Raw genomic sequence first — 20,364 nt, 5'->3', positions numbered from 1 at the left:
CCACGACCGCACTCGGCCACCGCCACCGCAATCGTCTCCTTATGCACGTCCAGCCCGATGTAGGCACCGTAGACGTTGCTCGCTTGCTCGAGCACTCGCTTCACCCCGGCCTGCCCCGTCACCGGGCCTGCATCCTTCACCCCTTCCGCGATAAACTCATTCATGACCTGCCCCCTCGATAATGGCTCTGTGTTGAAGGTGGTTATCCCAACCCCGAAAACATAACCCACGCTCTCGAGGTCGGGCAGGTCAATCCATGATGTCTACGCCGGCTGGCTGTACCTGAATTTCAGCATGGCCGCGGAACACGACAACCGCCTGGACCGCCTGCAGGTCACGCTGGGCACGGTCGGCCCGGCCTCCCTGGCCGAACGCACCCAGAGGGAGGTCCACAGCTGGTCCAGCGCACCGGAGCCAAAAGGATGGGATCACCAGATCGGCAATGAACCGACGCTGATGCTGGCCTACGAACGCCAGCTGCGCGGCCGGTCACACCGCACGCCAAACGGCTGGGGCGCCGACCTGACCCCGCACTGGGGCGCGGCTGCCGGAACCCCCTTCACCTTCGCGAATGCCGGTGCCATCGTGCGCGCGGGGCGCAACCTGCCGGGCGATTACGGCCCGCCCCGGATCCGCCCGGCCCTGTCCGGCACCCACACCTTCGAGACCACCGCGCGCGTCGGCGGCTATGCGTTTGCCGGTATCGACACGCGGCTGATGCTCTACGACCTGTTCCTGGACGGCCCGGTCTTTCGTGACGGGCCCTCGGTAGACAAGCACCCCGTGGTGGGCGAACTCACCGCCGGGGTCGTGTTTCATGTAGGCGGGGTGCGCCTGGGCTACACCCATGTCTGGCGCTCGCGCGAGTTCAGCGGGCAGGCCAAGGGCGCGGCCGAGTTCGGCTCGCTGCACGCCACCTGGCAGTTCTGAACACGGGGATTCAGAACACCGCGGCCTCGACATCCGGGTACGTGGTAGCCACCGAGCGGTCGATCTTGTCGTCGAAGCCGGGGTAGTAATCGATCAGGTCACCCATGCGTTCGCGCACCAGCGGCACGGTCTCGAAAGCGGCCAGCCCCTGTTCCACACCTTCCTCGATCGCCTCCCAAAGCGTGACCAGATAACGCTGCAGCCGGGCCAGCGTCTGCGCATCCTCCAGCCGACCGTGGCCGGGTACGACCACCGCCGGCTCCAGCGCGATCAGCTCGTCCAGCAGGTCGATCCATTGCGCGACATCGCCATCCCAGACCGACGGCGCACGATCGCTGTAGACCACGTCCCCGGCCAGCAGGACCCGCGTCTGCGGCAGCCAGATGCTCAGATCGCCCGGCGAATGGGCACCCCCGGAGGGAAGAATCACCACCTCGGTGCCGCCCAGGTCACGGGTGATACGCTCGTCCACCGCAACATTCGGCAACAGCGGCGTGGTGTCACCGGTCGCGCCCTCGGTCATCTCGCGGAAATTCTCGACCCAGCCTTCGGCCTCCGTCTCCATACGCGCGGTCGCGGCGGAACCGGCCATGATCTCCGGGTCGGAATCGGCGAAGGCGTGGTTGCCCAGCCAGTGATCCCCGTGGCTGTGGCTGTTCACGATCCAGCGCACCGGCTGATCGGTGACCTCGGCGATCGCCTCGCGCAGCGCCACACCCATGGTCTCGGAGGAACCCGTGTCGAACACCAGCACCCCGTCGTCGGTCACCACAAACGCCATGTTCGCGTTCCAGCCGAGGTTCTCGCGACTGGGGAGATCCCGCGCCGGCGTCATCACCGCATAGACGCCCGGCGCCACCGCCTCGGGCGTCATCGCGTAGTCCTCGGGCGCGGCCGCGTCCGACTCCCCCGCGATGGAGGCCTGCGGTAGCGCAACCGCCGAGACTACCAGCGCCAGCACACCCAACCCGGTCCATCTGCTCATGATTCACTCCCTCTACCGGCAACAATGCCGCTCAAACCCAATTCATAGACTGCACCCGATCACGGAAGTGCCGCCCCGAGCAAGCGTGGACCGGCAGCCGACCGTACTGCGGACGCGGATGCGTTAGCATTCCGGAGATCCCCCCTGCACGGAGCCTTTTGTGCGCCGAATCTCCCGCACCTTCCTGACCGGCCTGGCCGCGATCCTCCCGGCCGCGATCACGCTGGCCCTGCTGTGGTGGCTGGGCAGCACCGCCGAGGATGTCCTCGGGGGCCTGCTGCAGGCCGTCCTGCCGGATCTGCTCTACTTCCCGGGCATGGGGATACTGGCCGGTATCGGCCTGATCTTCGGCCTCGGGGTGTTGCTGCAGGCCTATGTCGTGCGCTGGCTGTTCGACTGGCTGGAGGGCCTGATGCAGCGCATCCCGGTGATCAAGACGATCCACGGCACCGTGCGCGACGTCACCAACCTGCTCTCCGGCGACATCCATCAGCGCTTCGGGAAGGCCGTGCTCGTCACGTTCCCCGGCACCGACTTCAAACTGGTCGGCTTTGTCACCCGCGAGGATTTCGAGGGCCTGCCGGACAACCTGGGCGGGCCGGAGACGCTCGCGGTCTACATGCCGATGAGCTACCAGATTGGCGGCTACACCCTGATGCTGCCGCGCGAGCGGGTCGAGCCGCTGGACCTGCCGCTGGAGGATGCGATGCGCTACGCGTTGACCGCCGGCGTCTCCGCGCGCCAGGACAAAGGAACCGGGTAGAATCCGCCACATGACGGAACACCACACCCAGCCCCGGATACTGGTCGGCGTCAGCGGCGGCATCGCCGCCTACAAGGCCTGCGAGCTGGTGCGCGAATTGAAGCGCGCCGGCTGCGCGGTGCGTGTGGTGATGACCGCGGGCGCCCGCGCCTTCGTGACCCCGCTGACCTTCCAGGCCCTGTCCGGCGCGCCGGTACGCACCGAACTGCTGGATGCCGAGGCCGAATCCGGCATGGACCATATCGCCCTGGCGCGCTGGGCCGATCGCATCGTGGTTGCCCCCGCGAGTGCCAACCTGATCGCCCGCTACGCCCAGGGCCTGGCGGACGACCTGCTGAGCACCCTGCTTTTGGCCACCACCGCGCCGGTCACCCTGGCGCCGGCGATGAACCACCGCATGTGGGCGCACCCGGCCACGCAGGCCAACATTGCGGCCCTGGTCGAACGCGGTGTGACCCTGATCGGACCCGACAGCGGCGACCAGGCCTGCGGCGAGCAGGGCGAAGGCCGCCTGCGCGAGCCGGCCGCGATCGCGCGCGAACTGCTGCAGCCGGCCGACGCCCCGCTAGCCGGCCGCCAGGTGCTGATCACTGCCGGCCCCACGTTCGAACCCATCGACCCCGTCCGCTTCATCGGCAACCGCAGCTCCGGGCGCATGGGCTTCGCCCTGGCCGCGGCGGCGCGCGACGCCGGAGCGCGGGTGACGCTGGTGCACGGCCCCACCGCACAGGCCGTGCCCGCCGGCGTCGAGGGCATGGCCACCGAAACCGCCGCCGCCATGCACGCCGCGGTGATGGAACGCCTGCCCGCGACCGACATCCTGATTGCAGCGGCGGCCGTGGCCGACTACCGTCCGGCCGCACCACAGGCCCAGAAGCTCAAAAAGTCCGACCCCACGATGAACCTGGCCCTGGAACGCACCGAGGACATCCTCGCCGACGCCGCGCGCCAGGCGGCCACGCTCCCCCGGTGCCCGTTCCTGGTGGGCTTCGCCGCCGAGACCGAGCACCTTCGCGAGCACGCCGACGCCAAGCGCCGAAACAAGGGGCTCGACCTGATCGCGGCCAATCGCGTCGGCGAAGGGCTCGCCTTCGGCACCGCCGACAACGAGCTGCTGTGTCTGTGGGAGGGCGGCGAGCGCACGCTGCCGAACCAGCCCAAGGCCCAACTGGCGCGCGCGCTGATCGACCTGGTCATCGAGCGCCTGAACCCACGCGAAACAGATTAGTCATTGCCAAGGAACCCGGATGCCCGTCCCCGAGATTGACCTGAAGATCCTCGACCCACGCATGGGCACGGACTTCCCGCTGCCTGCCCCGGCCACCGACGGCTCTGCCGGCGTGGACCTGCGGGCAATGATCGAGGCCCCGCTGACGCTGGAGCCGGGCACGGCCGAGCTGATCCCGACCGGGCTGTCGATCCACATCGAGGATCCGGGCTATGCCGGGATGATCCTTCCGCGCTCCGGGCTCGGGCACAAGCACGGCCTGGTGCTGGGGAATCTCGTGGGCCTGATCGACGCCGACTACCAGGGCCCGCTGATGGTCTCCTGCTGGAACCGGGGCGCGAGCGCCTACACGCTCGAGATCGGCGAGCGCCTGGCGCAGCTCGTCATCGTCCCGGTCATCCAGCCGAAATTCCGCGTGGTCGAGGACTTCGAAGAGACCACCCGCGGCGCGGGCGGCTTCGGGTCTTCGGGCCGGGGCTGACCCCGGCCCGGCACCCCAACCGCATCAGGTCTCCAGCGCGGAGGCGGGCCCGAAGAACTCGTAGTTCACCCGGTCGTCCGGGATGCCTAGGCCGCGCAGGTGGGCGCGCACCTGCTGCATGAAGGGTTTCGGTCCCAGGAAATAGACATCCACCTCGCGGCTGTCGGGCAGCCACTCGGCGAGCTGCTCCCGGGTCAGGAAGCCTTCCGCGTGCGGCTGGTCGCCGGCACGCGGTTCGCTGTAGCAATAACGACGCGTCAGAGCGGACACCTGTTCTGCCTGACGTTCCACCCAGTCATGGAACGCATGCACGCCACCGTGTCGCGCACAGTGGAGAAAGTGCACCTCGCGACCGTCCGCCAGCGCCGCCTCGGTCATCGCCACCGCGGGCGTAATCCCTACCCCCGCGGTCACGAAGGCCACGGGGCGATCCGACGCCCGCAGCACGAAATCGCCGGCCGGCGGGAAGACATCCAGCACGTCGCCCTCCTGAACCCGGTCATGCAGGAACGTCGAGGCAACACCGCCCGGCTCGCGCTTGACGCTGATGCGCAGGCTCTTGCCGTTCGCCGCCGCCGACAGGGAATAGTTCCGCCGTACCTCCTTGCCGTCGATCATCAGGCGCAGCCCGAGGTATTGCCCTGGCTGGTGCGGCGGGACGGGCTGACCGTCCACCGGCTGCAGATAGAACGAGGTGATCTCCTCGCTCTCGGGGAACTTGCGCTCCACACGAAAGGCGCGGGCACCACGCCAGCCGCCGGGTTGCTGTTCGTGCGCGGTGTACACGCCCTCTTCGGCCTCGATCAGGATGTCGGCCAGTTGCTGATAGGCCGCGCCCCAGGCCTCCAGCACCGCATCGGTCGCGACCTCCTCGCCCAGCACCTCGCGCATGGCCTGCAACAGGCAGGTGCCGACAATCGGGTAATGCTCGGGCTGCACCTGCAACGACACGTGCTTGTTGACGATCTGGCCCACCAGCGGGCCCAGGGCCTCCAGTTGGTCGATGTGCCGTGCGTAATTCAGGACCGCATTGGCAAGGGCCCGTGCCTGTTCGCCACTGGCCTGATGCGCCTGATTGAACAGCGGCTGCACCTCCGGGTAGTCGCGCAGCATGATCTCGTAGAAGTGACGGGTAAGGGCTTCGCCGCCGGATTCCAGCAGCGGCACGGTTTGCTGGATGATCGCCTTCTGTTCGGTCGAGAGCATGGGACACCTTTATTTGATGTATGTGATGCGCAGCTTTATACCCGCCACGGCGTCACCGGTCAAACCATGCATATAGAATCGACCTTCAAGGAGACGCTGACCCATGGCCGCCCCGACGCACCCACAAGGCGGGGTGCTAAACTGCGCGGCTGCGAAACCCGACAACCGGACCCGCCATGGATACCCAGACGGCCCATTCCGTTGCCCACGTACTGATTGAAGCGCTGCCCTATATCCAGCGCTTCGCAGGCAAGACCATCGTGATCAAGTACGGCGGCAACGCCATGACCGAGGACCACCTGAAGGCCTCGTTCGCGCGTGACATCGTTCTGCTCAAGCAGGTCGGCGTGAATCCAGTGGTCGTGCATGGCGGCGGGCCGCAGATCGGTGAACTGCTGAAACGCCTGGGCAAGGAGACGGAATTCGTCAACGGCCTGCGCGTGACCGACCGCGAGACCATGGACGTGGTGCAGATGGTGCTCGGCGGGCTGGTGAACCAGGAGATCGTGTCGCTGATCAACCGCTTCGGCGGCCGGGCCGTCGGCCTGACCGGCAAGGACGGGCAGATGATCCGCGCGACCCCGTTGCGCGACTACGGCGCGGCCGAGGGCGAACCCAGCGTCGACCTGGGCCATGTCGGCCAGGTGGAAGGCGTGGACCCAAGCATCGTCCACACCCTGGATCAGAGTGACTTCATCCCGGTCATCGCCCCGATCGGCTTCGACCGCGACGGCAAGGCCTACAACATCAATGCCGACACCGCGGCCGAGAAGCTCGCCGTGGTGCTGGATGCGGAGAAGCTGTTCCTGCTGACCAACACCCCGGGTGTGCTCGACGGCAGCGGGGCGCTGCTACCGCGCCTGGCCGCGCCGGAGGTGGATGCCATGATCCGCGACGGCACCATCCACGGCGGCATGATCCCGAAGATCCGCTGCGCCCTGGATGCCGTGCGCAGTGGCGTGAACGCCACCCACATCGTGGACGGCCGAGTGGAACACGCGGTACTGCTGGAGCTACTGACCGACCAGGGTGTGGGGACGTTGATCAGTCGTTAACGCGGCCGTTCAGCACCAGTTGCTGAAAGTCGCGGCGGTCCAGATCCAGGCGCTCGTGGATCGCGGACAGGCGCTCACGCTGACCCCGACGATACTGGCGCTCGCGGGCAATGCGCGCATCCAGCTCGTCCAGCTCCGCCCGGTAACGATCCGCCAGCGCGGAGTTTTCATTGACGCCGTCCAGCTGCCGGCGGATGCGCTCGCGTTCACGCAACAGGGTCTTTTCCTGGGCCTCGCTGCGCAGGACGTTGCCGCCAATCGATCGCTCGCGGCGCTCGCGCAGCTCCTCGATCTCCTCCAGCGAGGTGTAAGCCCGACGCAACTGGTGCTCGCGCGCAACTCGATCCTGTCGCGCGCGCTGCGTCGCCTCCAGGTTGCGTTCCGCCTGCTCGCGCTCGGCCGCGGCCTGCGCCCGCTCCTCGGCGCTCATCGGGGCCGGCAGGATCTCGCGCATACGCCCCTCGGAGTCGTAGATGCGGCGTTCGCGCTGGCTGGTCTCGGGCTGCGGGGTGCTGGAATAGTGTACGGTCCCGTTATCATCCACCCAGCGGTAGATATCCGCCTGGACCGGGACCGTGAGCCCCAGCAACAACGCACCGGCCAGCGCCGGGCGAAAAACCCCTGACCGCTGCCCGTTCCACACACCCCAAATGACCATTTTCGAACACCTCGGACTCGTCTTCATCGCCATCGTGGCCAACGGGTTCTCCGCGTTGGCCGGTGGCGGGGCGGGCCTGTTGCAATTGCCCGCCCTGATTTTTCTGGGCCTTCCCTACCCCGTGGCACTGGCCACCCACAAGATCGCATCCGTGGCTCTGGGTGCCGGTGCCGGCTTGCGCCACTTCAAGAAAAGCACATTCGAGCCCACGCGCCTAGCCATTATCCTGCTGGCCGGTCTGCCTGGGGTGTTAATCGGTGCCTGGCTGGTGTTGGGGATCCCGCCGCGGGCCGGCGAAATCGCCCTGGGTCTGCTGACCATCGGCCTCGGCTGGTACTCCTGGCGCCGCCCGCAGCTCGGGCAGGTGGTGCGCGAGATCGGCTTTTCCTGGAGCCACGCCCTGATCGGCGCGGCCGGTCTGTTCCTGATCGGCATCCTGAACGGCTCGCTGGCCTCGGGCACGGGGCTGATGGTCACCCTGTGGCTGGTGCGCTGGTACGGCATGAACTATACCCAGGCGGTCGCCTACACCATGGTCCTGGTCGGCCTGGTCTGGAACGGGGCGGGCGCCCTGATGCTCGGGACGCTCGGCACGGTGCAGTGGAACTGGCTGCCGGCGCTGCTGGTGGGCAGTTTTGTTGGCGGATATCTGGGCGCCTGGGCGGCCCAGCACTACGGCAACCGCCTGGTCAAACGCGCCTTCGAGGTCGTCACCGTCCTCACCGGGATCGCCCTGCTGCTGCCCGTGCCCTGACGCCCTGCCTCACCAGGGCAATCCACCATGAAGCACACGAAGGCACGAAAGGGGAACATGCGCTTCGTGCAGGAAGGGCATGGCCTGGAAGTGATTGGCCGTCCCCGCAAATCCGCAGAGCGAAATGGGTTTGGCGGCAACATCCACCTACTCCGCGATCTTCGAGTCCTCTGTGGCGCAACGGCCTTGGCCCTTCTGCGGGCCTTCACGCGCTTGGCGCTAGCAAACGCGGGCTATTCGTCGGCCTCGGCGTCGCCCGGGCTTTCGCAGCGGTTGAGGAGGTCGAAGTGCTCGATCCCTTCGAGGAGGCCCCGCGCGTGCGTGGCCCCGGCGAAGAAGATGCGCTGGAAGCCGCGCAGGCTCTCCAGCTCTGGCTGGTGATTGCCCACCACCGTCCCCAGCAGGCGCCCGCGCAGCATGTCCTCGTCGTTGCCGGAATCGCCGGCGACCAGCACGTGTTCCAGCGGGATGCCCCACTTGTCGGAGAGATAGCGCACCGCCAGGCCCTTGGAGGCGCGCACCGGCAGCAGGTCGAGGAACCGGTCGTGCGAGTAGATCACCCGGGCGTGCAGGTCCTCGCGGTACAGCCGGGTCTCCACCGTCTTCGCATCCAGACTGCCGGGCGGCTCGACGAAAAAGCTGACCTTGAATGCGCGCTGATCCACATCCGGCTGAAGGACCAGATTTTTCTCCTGCTGCAGACATTCGCGCAGCCGGTCCGGCTCCCAGCGATGACTGATATGTCGCGCCCAGCCGCGATCCTCGGTCTGCTTGGTGCCGTAGTGGATCTCGCTGCCCACCGAGGTGATCCAGACGTCCGGGGTGGGCACGCCATGCTCCTCGAGGATCGCCGCGGCCGAATCGATGCGCCGGCCGGTGGCGACACCAAAGGCAACCCGCTTGCGATTGCGCTTGAGCCAGGCGACGAAGGCACGAGTGGCCTTGTCATCGCCCAGCAGGGTGTTGTCGATGTCGGTGATCACGGCGCGATCCATCTGCGCCAGGTGGCCGGAGACCCGGCGCTCGTGGTGGCGCTCCTGGCGCACCTCGCGGGTCAGCGACTTCACCAGCTTGACGTATTTCTCGGCGTGGCCGTCCCAGGAATAGTGCTGGCGCACGCCCTTGAGCCCGGCGCGCGAGTAACGCTGCCAGCGCGGACGATCCGCCAGGATGCCCTGGATCGCGTCGGCGATGCCTTCCGGGTCCAGCGGATCGATCAACTGGCCGTTGTGGCAGCGCGAGATGATCTCCTCCGGTCCGCCGTCGTTGGTGGCCACAATGGGGGCGCCGCTGGCCGCGGCCTCGATCAGGGTCAGGCCGAAGGGCTCGGTCAGCGCCGGGTTCACGAACACGCCCTTGCTGGAGGCCACCAGGCGGTAGAGATCCGGCACGTCGTCGGAGTCGTGGTGCTTCGGGTAGGCCACCAGGCCATGCAGGTCGTGGCGATCGATCCGCAGGAGCAGATCGGTCATGACATCGCGCGCGCCCTTGTCGAGGTCGGCGATGTCGTCACGGTTACCGGCAACGATCAGCAGGTTCGCGTTCTCGCGCAGCCAGTCATTCCCGGCGTAGGCCTCCAACAGGCCGCGGATGTTCTTGCGCTCGTCGGCGCGCGACAGGGCCATGATCAGCGGGCGGTCAGGGGTTTCCAGGAAGCGCCGGACCGAGGCCCAGATCGGCGGCTTGCGCTGGCCCCGTTTCGGCGGATGGAAGCGCGTCAGGTCGGTGCCCGGCGGAATCACCTCCATGCGCTCCGGCTGATAGTTGTCGTAGGTCGCGTACTGTTCGCCAATCTCCTGGCGGGTACTGGCAATCACGCGGTGGGCATGGGCCAGCGCCTCCTCCTCGGCATGAATGCGGGTGGAGATGTTGTAGCGCGCCTCGATGTCGGCATCCGACATCCCGCTCTCGCGCAGGCGTTCGCGCTTGACCCGCCCCAGCGAGTGGCCGGTCTGCAGCATCGGCGCGCCCAGCAGGTTCGACAGCTGCACCGCGACATGCCCGGCATCGGCGTAATGCCCGTGGATCACGTCCGGCCGCAGCCCCACCCGCCGGATATGCCCCAGGGCGTTGTCGGCGAAGCAGTCCAGATAGGGCCAGAGCTTCTCCTTGCGCAGGTAGCGCCGCGGGCCGCAGTCCAGACGCACGATATGGGCCCCGTCGCCCAGGTCTTCTTCCGGTTCGGCGTAGTCGGCGGATACCTTGCTGTCGACCACCCGCCGGGTCAGCAGGTCAACCCGGCCGACCTGCGGGTGGCGGGCCAGCGCGCGCGCGAGCTCGACCACGTAGAGCGTCTGCCCGCCGGTGTCGGCGTCGCGACCCAGCTCCAGCTCCCGTCCGCGGACCAGGCCGTGGACACTGATCAGGACGAGATAAAGGCCTTCACCGTCGCGCGACTTGCTCTGGGTCTTTTTCATGGCACCTCGGGTTCCGGGCTGTCGAACAGGCTGAGGGTCTCGGGGTTGTCGATCAGGCCCTGCGAAACAAGCACCGCGGTCGCCGACCAGGTTTGGCGATAGTTGGCTCGCCGGCCGACCAGACGACCATGGCGCCCGTCGTAGTACTCCGGCCAGTTATCGCGATACAGGCGCTCGGCCGCGACCGCATGCACGCTACGCGCGAGATCCGGCCGCCCGACGCGCAGGGCCGCGCCGGTGAACGCCCACAACAGTGCCGGCCAGTTGCCGCCGTTGTGGTAGGACCACGGGGTGTTCTTGGGATCGGACCCGGTCAGCAGGCGCCACTCCTCGCCCACCATCGCCGGATAGCAGATCTTGACCGGCATGGTCCCGATCAGGTCCTCGAAGCGCTGCTCGAAGGTCTGCATGATCGAACGCGACTGGTGTTCGTCGGCCAGCCCGAACAGCACCGCCAGCAGGTTGCCGAAACTGAAGAAGCGAAAGTCCATGCGCCCGGGGCCGAGGTTGCCGACCAGGTAGCCGCTCTCCGAGGGGATCCAGTCCACCAGCCAGTCGGGGATGCTCTCGGGGTAGATGTTCAGCGAGTTCTCGGACTCGTGGCCGAAGTGCTCGGTGCGATAGCGATGGATATCGTTCAGCCGCTCGAGATCCAGCCAGTAGTAATTGCGAATGTAATCGGACAGCTGCCGCGTACGAATCGCGGACTGCTCGCACAAGAGCTCCGAGTCCTTGTCGCAGGGTTCGAGCATCGCCAGCGAGGCCTTCAGCATCCCGTAGAACAGGGCCTGGATCTCCAGCGGGTGGCCGAACACCCCCATGCGCCGATCGATCATGAAGCTGCCGTCCGGCACCAGCAGGGTCGGGAAGACCTCGAAACGGTCCTGCAGGCAGATGCTCAGGATCAAGCGGATGCCGCGCTGCACATCGGCACTCTTGATGAAATCGGTATCGCCCGTGCGGTTCTGGTAGGCCCGCAGCAGCAGCACCCACCACATCATCGAGTCGACCGGCGCCACACGCCCGATCGCGCGATCGCCGAAGTCCGCCGCCAGGGACTCGCGCCCGTTCTCGTCGGTGAACACGCGGAAGCTCGCCGGCATCACCCGCGGCAGGCGGCGATGGCCCTCGATCTCTTCCTGGGTATCGCGGATCTGCAGGATCAGCGCGAGGAAGTCGCGCACCACCTCGGGCTCGTCGTTCAGCAGATAGACCAGCCCCGAGGGCACGAAGTCGCGGATGAAGCAGTCGGCATAGTTTTCCGCGGGCGCCCGCTCGTCCAGGCTGGCCACCGTGCCCACCGTGCGCCCGCGATAGCGCACCTCGGCATCGTGCAGCAGCTGGTAGGCGGATTCGAGCGTCGGATTGCGGGCGTCGGGCGGGAGCTGATTCATAAACACCAGGTTCAGGGAAACGCTAGTTGATAATGTACTCACTCGCGCGCGAGTCGATTGTGCTTGCAGACACGGCTCGGCGAATGAGGTGAAACCATGCTACATGAGCGCACCGCCACGCTGGATGCGTCCATGCATCGACCGCCTCCTCTTTCACTGGGTCGAGCCGCATCACTCCGATCAGGCCTGCTCGGGGTGACGCGGCAGTGGCGGCTCCGCGGCCGGACGCGCGAACAGGTAGCCCTGACAGAGATCCACGCGTTCCTTGAGCCAGCGCCATTCGTCCACAGTCTCCACGCCCTCGGCCACCACCCGGATATCCAGATCCTTGGCCAGCTCGATGATCTTTTCGAGGATCTTCTGCTGGTAGGTGTCCTGGTCGATCCCGCTGACCAGTTCGCGGTCGATCTTCACGAAATCCGGGCGCAGTTGCGACAGCATGTTGAGCGATGCGTACCCCGCCCCCAGGTCGTCCAGGGCGACCTGGAACCCGGCGCGGCGATAGCGCTCGACGATCCGCGACAGGTGCTCCATGTCGTTGACCTGGTCGCTCTCGATCACCTCGAACACGAAGCCGGCGGGCCCCGGCTGGCCCGGCACGCGAGACATGATCTCGCGCACGGTCGTTTCCAGGCAGAAGGCCGGGTCATAAATCGCGGTCGGGTTGAAGTTGATGAACAGATGGCTACGGACCCCGCGCTCACTGGCACGACGGATGGCATTGATCCGGGCGGAACGATCCAGATGGAACAGCAGCTCGGCATTGCGCGCCGTCTTGAACAGGTCCAGCGGCGGGATGATGTCGCCATCCGGTGTGGAGGCGCGCACCAGGGCCTCGTAGGCAAAGACCTCGGTGGGGTTCGCGGCATGCACAATCGGCTGGAAGTGGAAGTCCAGGGTGTCGTTGGCCAGGATCGCCGAGAGATCGCGCGCGTTGTGCCGCGCAATCAGCGTGGACAGCAGATGGGTGTCCTGCAGATGCGCCAGCCCGAAGTCCTCGCCTTCCGGCACGAAGGTCGCGCGGCAACCGGCCTGCTCGGAGCTGCTCAGGGCCTGCTCCAGCCGCACCAGCATCTCGCCCAGCCCGCCGGCACCCTTGACCGGCAGGGCCAGGATGCCCGAGCTCGGCTCTGCGCAGGGCAATTGCTCGTCCACCATGCGTTGACGCAGGGCCGCGCGGGTGTGCGCCAGCACCGGTGCCAGGTAAAGAGTGCCGGAGGCCGCCGGCAGCAGATCGATACGTTCGCAATCAGGACAACCCACGACCACCTCCAGCGGTCCAGTCTTTGGCCACCCGGCCGAGAACCGGGGATAATTTTCCCGGTCCACCGGAAGACCCATTCTCGGTTCGCCAACAATAGCATCAACCCGGAGATCACATGAGTTCATCCCCACGCCCGACCGACGCCGAACTGCGTGACCGCCTGACACCGGAGCAGTATCACATCGCCCGCGAGGGCGGGACCGAGCGGCCATTTACCGGCGCTTACAACAACCACAAGGCCGACGGCCTCTATCACTGTGCTGCCTGTGGCGCGGCGCTGTTCGATTCAAAGGCCAAGTTCGACTCGGGTAGCGGCTGGCCCAGCTACACGGCCCCCGTATCCCCTGCCGCCGTCGACGAACACCGCGACCGCACCCTGGGAATGGAGCGCACCGAGGTACGCTGTGCCGCCTGCGACTCCCACCTGGGCCACGTCTTCCCGGACGGTCCGGAACCCACCGGGTTGCGCTACTGCATCAACTCGGCGGTGCTCGAGTTCCATCCGCGCGGCTGAACCAGTTACCCGAACCGGGCCATGAGGCCCGGGCCCAATGCCGAAGGGAATCTCATGTCCGGCCAGACCACCCCGCGCGAGCGCGCGAACGTCCTGATCCTTGCCCTCGGCCAGGCCCTGTTCCTGATCGCCGCGGTCACCGTGATGACCCTGAGCGGCGTGGTCGGCGAGCGCCTGGCCAGCGACCCGTCGCTGGCCACCCTGCCGGTCGCCGCGATGATGATCGGGACCCTGGTCATCACCCTGCCGGCGTCGCTGTTCATGAAACGCTTCGGAAGGCGCACAGGCTTCCTGCTGGGGGCGGGTGTCGGCGGCTTCGGCGGGGCGGCCATCGCCGCGGTCGGGGTATTCGCCGAGGCCTTCTGGATCTTCGTGCTCGGCAATCTCCTGCTGGGCGCCTACCAGGCCTTCGCGATGTACTACCGTTTCGCCGCGGCGGATGTGGCCAGCGACGCCTTCCGCCCGCGCGCCATCTCGCTGGTTATGGCCGGGGGCGTGGCCGCGGCCTTCCTCGGCCCGTGGAACGCCCACCATGCCCAGGCCCTGCTGCCACAGACGCCGGAAGCCGGTCCCTACCTTCTGCTCGGGGCACTGGCCCTGCTGGCCATGCTGCTGCTGGCCTGGCTGCGCGTACCAGCACCCCCGGCAGCAGAACGTGCCGTATCCCGTCCGCTGCGCGAAATCATGCCCCGGGGCCGCTTCGTCGTTGCGCTGACGACGGCCGCCCTGGGCTACGCGGTGATGATCCTACTGATGACCGCAACCCCGCTGGCCATGCGCCAGGCCGGCTTCGACATGGGCCAGGTCGCCCTGGTGATGCAGTGGCACGTGCTCGGGATGTTCGCCCCCTCCTTCGTGACCGGCCACCTGATCACGCGTCTCGGACTTACGCGGGTGCTGGCGCTGGGCAACGCGCTGGTGCTGTTCAGCGTGGCCACCGCCGCGCATGGCGACACCCTGGGGCACTTCTGGCTGGCGCTGTTCCTGCTGGGGGTCGGCTGGAACTTCCTGTTCATCGGTGGCAGTACCCTGCTGACCACGACCCATACGGCCGGCGAAAAGGGCAAGGTCCAGGGCGTGAACGACCTGACGGTGTTCGCCCTGGTCACCGCCGGCTCCCTGCTGGCCGGCGCGCTGCTGCGCCCGCTGGGCTGGGATGGCCTGAACCTGGCGATGCTACCGGTGATCGCGGTACTGACCGTCGCCATCCTCTGGCTCTGGCGCGACGACGCCCGCGCCCCGGCACGCGCCTGACCGGTCCATTCCCGCCGACCACGCTCGTCCTCCCGCCGTCCGGTCCACGATCATGGCGCATCATCAAGTGTTTACGGTGGCTTCGGTCTACCACCTGCCATGTTGTGGCTGGCCATGGTTCAGCGTTCGGTGTTTGCGGTGGCTTCGTCGGGCCGCCTGCCACGCGCTCTCTCGCGAGCGCACCGCGCCCGTTGTTGATCAAAAACTGGCTTCTTTGCCCGTGCAAAGAAGTACCCAAGAAACACGCCCGACTGCCGCGACCCCGGCCCGCTGCGCGGGCCGGGGTTTCCCTCGCTCCGAGGCTTTTCGCGGGCGGCGCTGAACTCGCTACGCCTCCGGCTTCGCTCAGACATCCAGCGCCCCGTGTCTATTTAGAATCGTCCCGCGAAAAGCCTCTCCACTCGGCGCGACGACAACGGGGAGGTAGATCAAACAACGGCTGGCCTGACAATTGTGCTCATGGATAAAGGCTAGGTCTTCGAACATCCTGGGCACGCTCGGCCCCTGGCCGTTGCGTGCCGCGCCCGCGAAGCGGGCGCCGGGGGGCGTAGGATGTGATGAGCGCAGCGAATCGCATCAGGGTTTCGCACGGCGTGGGGAACGGTGCGTTTCGCTGCGCTCAACCGCACCCTACGGGATACCGCCTGTTTTGACCTTACTTCTCCCGTATGGAGCCCCTCGTGGAGGGCGTGATGGGCCGGAAGAAGGCGCTGGATGTCTGAGCGAAGCCGCAGGCGCAGCGAGTTCAGCGCCGCCGGCCCAGCGCGTCCGGAGCGAGGTTCCCGGGCGGAATCCGGGTGCCCTTCTTTGGGTACTTTCTTGGGCAAGCAAGAAAGTACCTCGCGGTGCGCTCGCGAGAGAGCGCTCGGCAGGCGGCCAGACGAAACCACCGTAAACACCAGATGACGAACCCGGCCTAGCCACAACCCTCGCCGGCAGCAGTCCGCAGCCGTCTACCGAAATCCTGAGCGATCAGGGCGCGGCGCGGGCGCCCCGGCGCTCGCCGTCGACGTCCTCGACCTCGGCGTCGAGGTCGTGCAGGCGGCGGGTGGTCGCCAGCGGCGAGGTCGTTCCGCGGGCGACCAGGCGATAGGCCGCCGGAATGACGAACAGCGTGAACAGCGTGGCGAACAGTACGCCGGAGAACACCGCCACCCCGATCACGAAGCGCGTCTCCTCACCCGGACCGGAAGCCAGAATCAGCGGAATCGAACCGGCCACGGTGGTCAGCGCGGTCATCAGTACCGGCCGCAGACGCATGCGCGAGGCCTCGAGGATCGCGGTATCGAAATCGCGCCCGCGATCGCGCAATTGGTTCGCGAACTCCACGATCAGGATGCCGTTCTTCGCTGCCAGCCCGATCAGCATGACCATGCCGATCTGGCTGTAGATGTTCAGTGTCTGACCGGTGACCGTCAGCCCGATCAGCGCCCCGACCACCGCCAGCGGTACGGTCAGCATGATCACCAACGGGTGCACGAAGCTCTCGAACTGCGCCGCCAGGACCAGGAATACCACCAGCAGGGCCAGCGCGAACACGAACAGGATCGCCTCGGAGCCGGTGCGCAGGTCCAGCGACTCGCCCTTGTAGTCGATGCCGGCCTCGGCCGGCAGCAGCTCGGCCGCCTTCGCGTCCAGGGCGTCCAGGGCCTCGCCCAGGGTCATGCCGTCACGCAGCCCGGCGGTCAGGGTCACCGCGCGCGAACGGTTGTAGCGCTCCAGCGACGACGGACCGGCCTGCTCCTCGTAGGTCACCAGGCTGGACAACGGCACCATCGAGCCAGAGCTTGAGCGCACGTAGAGGTTGTCGATATCCCCGGGCGTGCGGCGCTGGTCGGCCAGACCCTCGATGATGACGTCGTATTCCTCGCCGCGATCGACAAAGGTGGTCACGTCGCGACCGCCCAGCACGATGTCCAGCGTGCGCCCGACATCGCGCATGGAAACGCCCAAGTCCCCGGCCCGATCCCGGTCCAGACGCACGTTGAGCTGCGGCTGGGTGGGTTCGTAGTCCAGGTCCACGCGGGTCAGGCCGTCGATGCCCTCGGCGGCCTCGCGCATGATCTCGCCCCATTCCTCGAGCTGATCGTAGTCCGGCCCGGAGATGACAAACTGCACCGGCGGACCGATACGGCCACTCGAGAGCCCCTGACGCATGATCACCCGCGCCTCGACTCCCGGCATCTCGTCGATGATGCCGCGGATCTGGTTGATGACCTCCTGGCCCGAGACGTCACGGTCATCCCAGTGCTCCAGGATCGCGATCACGAAGCCGTTGTTCATCAGCTCCGAACCACCAAAACCGCGCGGCGTGCGCACCAGTGCACGGCGAATCGGGCCATCCTCGATCAACGGCTGGATGCGTGCCTCGACCTCGGCCATCTGCCGGCTCATGTACTCGAAGTTGGCACCCTCGGGGCCATCCACCAGCACGAAGAAAGATCCGCGGTCCTCCTGCGGGGCAAATTCTTCGGGCAGTTCCGCGAACAGGTACCAGCCGCCCGCCAACACGGCGGCGAGGAGCGGCAAGACCAGCCAGGAGCCCTTGAGCCCCTTCGCCAGTATCCGACCATAGCCGGCCTCCAGCGCGGCAAAGCCGCGGCCGATATAACGCGCCACGCCGGTCTCGTCGTCGCCCTTGTGCATGAGGCGACCGGCCAGCACGGGGGCCAGGGTCAGTGCCACGATGCTGGAGAAAAACACGGCGATGGCCATGGCGATGGCGAACTCTGTGAACAACTGGCCCACCGTGCCGTCGAGGAAGGCCAGCGGCACGAATACCGCGATCAACACGGAGGTCGTCGCGACGATCGCGAAGCCCACCTGCCCGGCGCCGCGATAGGCCGCCAGCAACCCCGGCTCGCCGCGCTCGATGCGCCGGTGGATGTTCTCCAGCATCACGATCGCGTCATCCACGACCAGGCCGACCGCCAGCACCAGCGCCAGCAGGGTGAGCAGGTTGACCGAGAATCCGAACAGGCTGATGCCGATGAAGGCCGCGGTGATCGACACCGGGACGGTGACCGCCGGGATCAGGGTCGCGCGCCAGCTGCCCAGGAACAGGTAGATCACGAACACCACGGCCGCGGTCGCCACCGCCAGGGTGATGTAGACCTCGCGGATCGCGCCTTCGATGAACACCGATTCGTCGTAGGTGGTCACCAGCGAGGTACCCTCCGGCAGGGAGCCCTGCAGGCTGGCCGCCATGGCCTTCACGCCGTTGGCCACCTCCAGCACGTTGGCGTTGGACTGGCGGATGATCCCCAGCCCGATCATGTCCTCGCCATTGCCGCGGAACTCGCTGCGCTCAGTATCCGCGCCCACGTTCACCTCGGCGACATCGCCCAGGCGCACCAGTTGTCCGCCCTCGCCACGCTTCAGCACCAGACCGGAGAAATCCTCGGGCGTGCGGTACTGGTGTTCCACGCGTACGGTGAATTCGCGCTCCAGGGAATCCAGGCGCCCGGCCGGCAGTTCCACGTTTTCCTGCTGCAAGGCATCAGCGATGTCGGTCACGGTCAGCTCGCGCGCGGCGAGGGCCTCGCGGTCGACCCAGATACGCATCGCGTAGCTGCGGGCGCCGCCCCGGCGCACCAGGCCCACGCCATCGACTACCGAGAGGCGGTCGATCAGGTTGCGCTCGGCGTAGTCCGCCAGCTCCAGCGCATCCATCGTGGTGCTGGCAAGGTTCAGCCACAGGATCGGGTTGGAATCGGCATCCGCCTTGGTCACCTCGGGCGGGTCGACTTCGTCGGGCAGATCGCCCAGTACCCGGCTGACCGCCTCGCGCACGTCATTCGCGGCGGCGTCGATGTCGCGACTCAGATTGAACTCGATGGTGATGCGCGAGCGCCCGTCCTCGCTGGAGGACTGCATGAAACGGATCCCCTCGATCCCCGCGATGCGGTCCTCGATCCGCTGGGTCACCTCGCGCTCGATGATCTCGCCACTGGCGCCCGGATAGATGGTGTCCACCGACACCACCGGCGGATCGACATCCGGATACTCGCGCAGAGGAAGGCTGTCGTAGGCGATCAGGCCGAAGGTGATCAGCAGCAGGTTGAAGACAATCGCCAGCACCGGCCGGCGATTGGCGACGTCCGAGATAATCATGTGTCGGCCCCGGCCTCGCCGTTGCCGTTATCGGAATCCGGTACGCGCGGCGGGAGCACACGCACTTCGCGCCCGTCACGGACCCGCGAAACCCCTTCGGAGACCACGGTATCCCCCGGCTCCAGGCCATCCAGCACCTCGGCGTAGCCCGGGTCGCGGCGGCCAATACGGATGCGCACGCGCTCCACCGTGCCGTCGTCGCGCAGCCGGAACACGAAGTGCTGATCGGCGACCTGCTGGATGGCACCCTCCGGCACCCCCGGGCGTTCGACCGGGTCCAGCGGCAGACGGATGTTTACCAGCATGCCGGGGCGCAGCAATAGATCGGGATTCTCGACCAGGGCGCGCACGGTCAGGGTACGGGTAGCCACGTCCAGACGATTGCTGACCGCCGCCACCTGCCCCGCGAACTCTCCGCTCGCGCTGCGGCCCGCTACTTCCATACCCAGACCGATGGCGGCGGCATGGCGCTCGGGCACGGCGAAATCCACTTTCACCACCGATACATCATCCAGCTCCACGATCGCGGTACCCGGACTCACCAGGGAGCCGGGGCTGACCTGGCGCAAGCCCAAACGGCCACTGAACGGAGCCCGGATCACCCGGTTCGCAACCCGCGCCTCCGCGGCGGCCAGACGGGCCTCGGCCTCGTTCAGCCGCGATCGCTGCTGATCCACCTGTTGCTGCGTGACCACGCCATCGGCCACCCGGTCGCGCACACGGTCCAGTTCGCGCCGGGCCTCGTCCACCTGCACGCGGATCTCGCGCAGGGCGGCGCGTTCTTCGTCGGCGTCCAGGCGCACCAGCACGTCTCCGGCCTCGACCGCATCGCCATCATCGAACAGGATTTCGACCACACGCTCGGTCACGCTCGCGGTCACCACGACCGACTCGTTGGCCTCCACCGTGCCCAGGGATTCGACCATGGTCTCGAAGGTGCGCGGAGCCACCTCGCTGACCCGCACCGGCGTGCGCTCGTCGCGTTGGGACGCGGCGGGGGCATCGCCTCCCTCGTCACGGGCGCCATCCTCGGGGCCGAACGCAAACCAGGCCGCGGCCACGATCGCCACAACCAGGACCAGCCCCAGGAACCCGCCTATCGCCTTCACTTGCCTTTCCCCCGACACGAATGCGGCCCGGCATCTAGTGTCCTTTAACAAAAGTTCGTATTTTTATCGAGGCGATCGGTTAGACGGGCGATCGACGCGATAATTTGATCGGCTGTTTTGCGCCAGATGAACGGTCGAGGCTCATCGTTGTACGTCTTCAGGTATTCGCGGATGGAGTCTTCGAGTTCGCGAGTACTGCGATGCGATTGACGCTTGATCCAGCGCTGCGAGATGAGCGC

The 20,364-nt window shown here is 67.0% G+C and carries 15 protein-coding genes and 3 pseudogenes; 9 read left to right on the top strand and 9 right to left on the bottom strand.

Annotated elements, in window-relative coordinates; genetic code table 11:
• Positions 1–264: 264 nt before the first annotated feature.
• Positions 265–930: pseudogene (locus F618_RS14985) on the top strand (lipid A deacylase LpxR family protein); the annotation flags it as partial.
• Between the two features lie 10 nt (positions 931–940).
• Here the strand turns inward: F618_RS14985 and F618_RS0113305 are convergent.
• Positions 941–1,915, bottom strand: a complete 975-nt coding sequence (locus tag F618_RS0113305; RefSeq protein ID WP_026331237.1) for an MBL fold metallo-hydrolase — start codon at positions 1,913–1,915, stop codon at positions 941–943.
• A 160-nt stretch (positions 1,916–2,075) separates the two neighbouring features.
• Between F618_RS0113305 and F618_RS0113300 the strand changes: the two genes are divergently transcribed.
• Genes F618_RS0113300 through dut form a run of 3 tightly spaced genes read left to right on the top strand, consistent with a single transcriptional unit; the run spans position 2,076 to position 4,387 of the window.
• On the top strand, positions 2,076–2,678 hold the full coding sequence (locus F618_RS0113300; RefSeq protein WP_018144675.1) for a DUF502 domain-containing protein: 603 nt from the start codon (positions 2,076–2,078) through the stop codon (positions 2,676–2,678).
• 10 nt (positions 2,679–2,688) lie between these two features.
• Entirely contained in the window at positions 2,689–3,906 is a 1,218-nt protein-coding gene (gene coaBC, locus F618_RS0113295; protein ID WP_019568860.1) for a bifunctional phosphopantothenoylcysteine decarboxylase/phosphopantothenate--cysteine ligase CoaBC, read from the top strand.
• Between the two features lie 19 nt (positions 3,907–3,925).
• Complete coding sequence (dut, locus tag F618_RS0113290) at positions 3,926–4,387, top strand: dUTP diphosphatase (RefSeq protein ID WP_019568859.1); 462 nt, start codon at positions 3,926–3,928, stop codon at positions 4,385–4,387.
• Positions 4,388–4,411: 24 nt separating this feature from the next.
• Here the strand turns inward: dut and hmpA are convergent, their stop codons facing one another.
• A complete protein-coding gene (gene hmpA, locus F618_RS0113285; RefSeq protein ID WP_019568858.1) occupies positions 4,412–5,593 on the bottom strand; it encodes an NO-inducible flavohemoprotein in 1,182 nt (393 codons plus the stop codon).
• 176 nt (positions 5,594–5,769) lie between these two features.
• Here hmpA and argB point away from each other — a divergent pair, with 176 nt between their 5' ends.
• Positions 5,770–6,648 (top strand): acetylglutamate kinase, encoded by an 879-nt coding sequence (gene argB, locus F618_RS0113280; protein WP_018168391.1) that lies wholly within the window; start codon positions 5,770–5,772, stop codon positions 6,646–6,648.
• Here the strand turns inward: argB and F618_RS0113275 are convergent.
• The gene (locus F618_RS0113275) at positions 6,638–7,306 is read right to left on the bottom strand and encodes a DUF4124 domain-containing protein (protein ID WP_019568857.1); all 669 of its coding nucleotides are present in this window, start codon (positions 7,304–7,306) and stop codon (positions 6,638–6,640) included. The two genes, argB and F618_RS0113275, sit on opposite strands and share 11 nt — an antisense overlap.
• On the opposite strand from F618_RS0113275, the gene F618_RS0113270 reads away from it, so the two are divergent.
• Complete coding sequence (locus F618_RS0113270) at positions 7,299–8,060, top strand: sulfite exporter TauE/SafE family protein (RefSeq protein WP_019568856.1); 762 nt, start codon at positions 7,299–7,301, stop codon at positions 8,058–8,060. The genes F618_RS0113275 and F618_RS0113270 overlap by 8 nt on opposite strands.
• Positions 8,061–8,293: 233 nt before the next feature.
• On the opposite strand, the gene F618_RS0113265 is transcribed toward F618_RS0113270, so the two are convergent.
• The 3 genes from F618_RS0113265 to F618_RS0113255 all read right to left on the bottom strand — a co-directional run bounded on the left by F618_RS0113265 (position 8,294) and on the right by F618_RS0113255 (position 13,134).
• Positions 8,294–10,477 (bottom strand): HAD-IIB family hydrolase, encoded by a 2,184-nt coding sequence (locus F618_RS0113265; RefSeq protein WP_019568855.1) that lies wholly within the window; start codon positions 10,475–10,477, stop codon positions 8,294–8,296.
• The gene (locus tag F618_RS0113260) at positions 10,474–11,871 is read right to left on the bottom strand and encodes a glycoside hydrolase 100 family protein (RefSeq protein ID WP_018168395.1); all 1,398 of its coding nucleotides are present in this window, start codon (positions 11,869–11,871) and stop codon (positions 10,474–10,476) included. Before F618_RS0113260 ends, F618_RS0113265 begins: the two co-directional genes overlap by 4 nt.
• Before the next feature lie 180 nt (positions 11,872–12,051).
• Positions 12,052–13,134 (bottom strand): EAL domain-containing protein, encoded by a 1,083-nt coding sequence (locus F618_RS0113255; RefSeq protein ID WP_019568854.1) that lies wholly within the window; start codon positions 13,132–13,134, stop codon positions 12,052–12,054.
• Positions 13,135–13,250: 116 nt separating this feature from the next.
• Here F618_RS0113255 and msrB point away from each other — a divergent pair, with 116 nt between their 5' ends.
• The 3 genes and pseudogenes from msrB to F618_RS16660 all read left to right on the top strand — a co-directional run bounded on the left by msrB (position 13,251) and on the right by F618_RS16660 (position 15,625).
• The gene (gene msrB, locus F618_RS0113250; protein WP_019568853.1) at positions 13,251–13,649 is read left to right on the top strand and encodes a peptide-methionine (R)-S-oxide reductase MsrB; all 399 of its coding nucleotides are present in this window, start codon (positions 13,251–13,253) and stop codon (positions 13,647–13,649) included.
• A gap of 54 nt (positions 13,650–13,703) precedes the next feature.
• Positions 13,704–14,903, top strand: a complete 1,200-nt coding sequence (locus F618_RS0113245) for an MFS transporter (RefSeq protein WP_019568852.1) — start codon at positions 13,704–13,706, stop codon at positions 14,901–14,903.
• A 463-nt stretch (positions 14,904–15,366) separates the two neighbouring features.
• A pseudogene (locus F618_RS16660) lies at positions 15,367–15,625 on the top strand (hypothetical protein).
• Positions 15,626–15,875: 250 nt separating this feature from the next.
• Here F618_RS16660 and F618_RS0113240 read toward each other — a convergent pair.
• The 3 genes and pseudogenes from F618_RS0113240 to F618_RS16425 form a co-directional block, all read right to left on the bottom strand.
• The gene (locus tag F618_RS0113240) at positions 15,876–19,016 is read right to left on the bottom strand and encodes an efflux RND transporter permease subunit (RefSeq protein WP_019568851.1); all 3,141 of its coding nucleotides are present in this window, start codon (positions 19,014–19,016) and stop codon (positions 15,876–15,878) included.
• Entirely contained in the window at positions 19,013–20,125 is a 1,113-nt protein-coding gene (locus tag F618_RS0113235; protein ID WP_018169180.1) for an efflux RND transporter periplasmic adaptor subunit, read from the bottom strand. The genes F618_RS0113240 and F618_RS0113235 overlap by 4 nt, the downstream gene beginning before the upstream one ends.
• 44 nt (positions 20,126–20,169) lie before the next feature.
• Positions 20,170–20,364 (bottom strand): annotated as a pseudogene (locus F618_RS16425) (IS630 family transposase); the annotation flags it as partial.

It is taken from the genome of Thioalkalivibrio sp. ALMg13-2 (assembly GCF_000381185.1).
GTDB lineage: Bacteria > Pseudomonadota > Gammaproteobacteria > Ectothiorhodospirales > Ectothiorhodospiraceae > Thioalkalivibrio > Thioalkalivibrio versutus.
Note: the sequence above shows the minus strand (reverse complement) of the source record. Positions and strands in the feature narration are given on the sequence as shown.

Excerpts from the sequence above, each read along its gene's own strand:
- F618_RS0113305 (WP_026331237.1), bottom strand. The coding sequence starts at position 1,915 with ATGAGCAGATGGACCGGGTTGGGTGTGCTGGCGCTGGTAGTCTCGGCG.
- coaBC (WP_019568860.1), top strand. The coding sequence starts at position 2,689 with ATGACGGAACACCACACCCAGCCCCGGATACTGGTCGGCGTCAGCGGC.
- dut (WP_019568859.1), top strand. The coding sequence starts at position 3,926 with ATGCCCGTCCCCGAGATTGACCTGAAGATCCTCGACCCACGCATGGGC.
- hmpA (WP_019568858.1), bottom strand. The coding sequence starts at position 5,593 with ATGCTCTCGACCGAACAGAAGGCGATCATCCAGCAAACCGTGCCGCTG.
- argB (WP_018168391.1), top strand. The coding sequence starts at position 5,770 with ATGGATACCCAGACGGCCCATTCCGTTGCCCACGTACTGATTGAAGCG.
- F618_RS0113270 (WP_019568856.1), top strand. The coding sequence starts at position 7,299 with ATGACCATTTTCGAACACCTCGGACTCGTCTTCATCGCCATCGTGGCC.
- F618_RS0113275 (WP_019568857.1), bottom strand. The coding sequence starts at position 7,306 with ATGGTCATTTGGGGTGTGTGGAACGGGCAGCGGTCAGGGGTTTTTCGC.
- F618_RS0113265 (WP_019568855.1), bottom strand. The coding sequence starts at position 10,477 with ATGAAAAAGACCCAGAGCAAGTCGCGCGACGGTGAAGGCCTTTATCTC.
- F618_RS0113260 (WP_018168395.1), bottom strand. The coding sequence starts at position 11,871 with ATGAATCAGCTCCCGCCCGACGCCCGCAATCCGACGCTCGAATCCGCC.
- msrB (WP_019568853.1), top strand. The coding sequence starts at position 13,251 with ATGAGTTCATCCCCACGCCCGACCGACGCCGAACTGCGTGACCGCCTG.
- F618_RS0113245 (WP_019568852.1), top strand. The coding sequence starts at position 13,704 with ATGTCCGGCCAGACCACCCCGCGCGAGCGCGCGAACGTCCTGATCCTT.
- F618_RS0113240 (WP_019568851.1), bottom strand. The coding sequence starts at position 19,016 with ATGATTATCTCGGACGTCGCCAATCGCCGGCCGGTGCTGGCGATTGTC.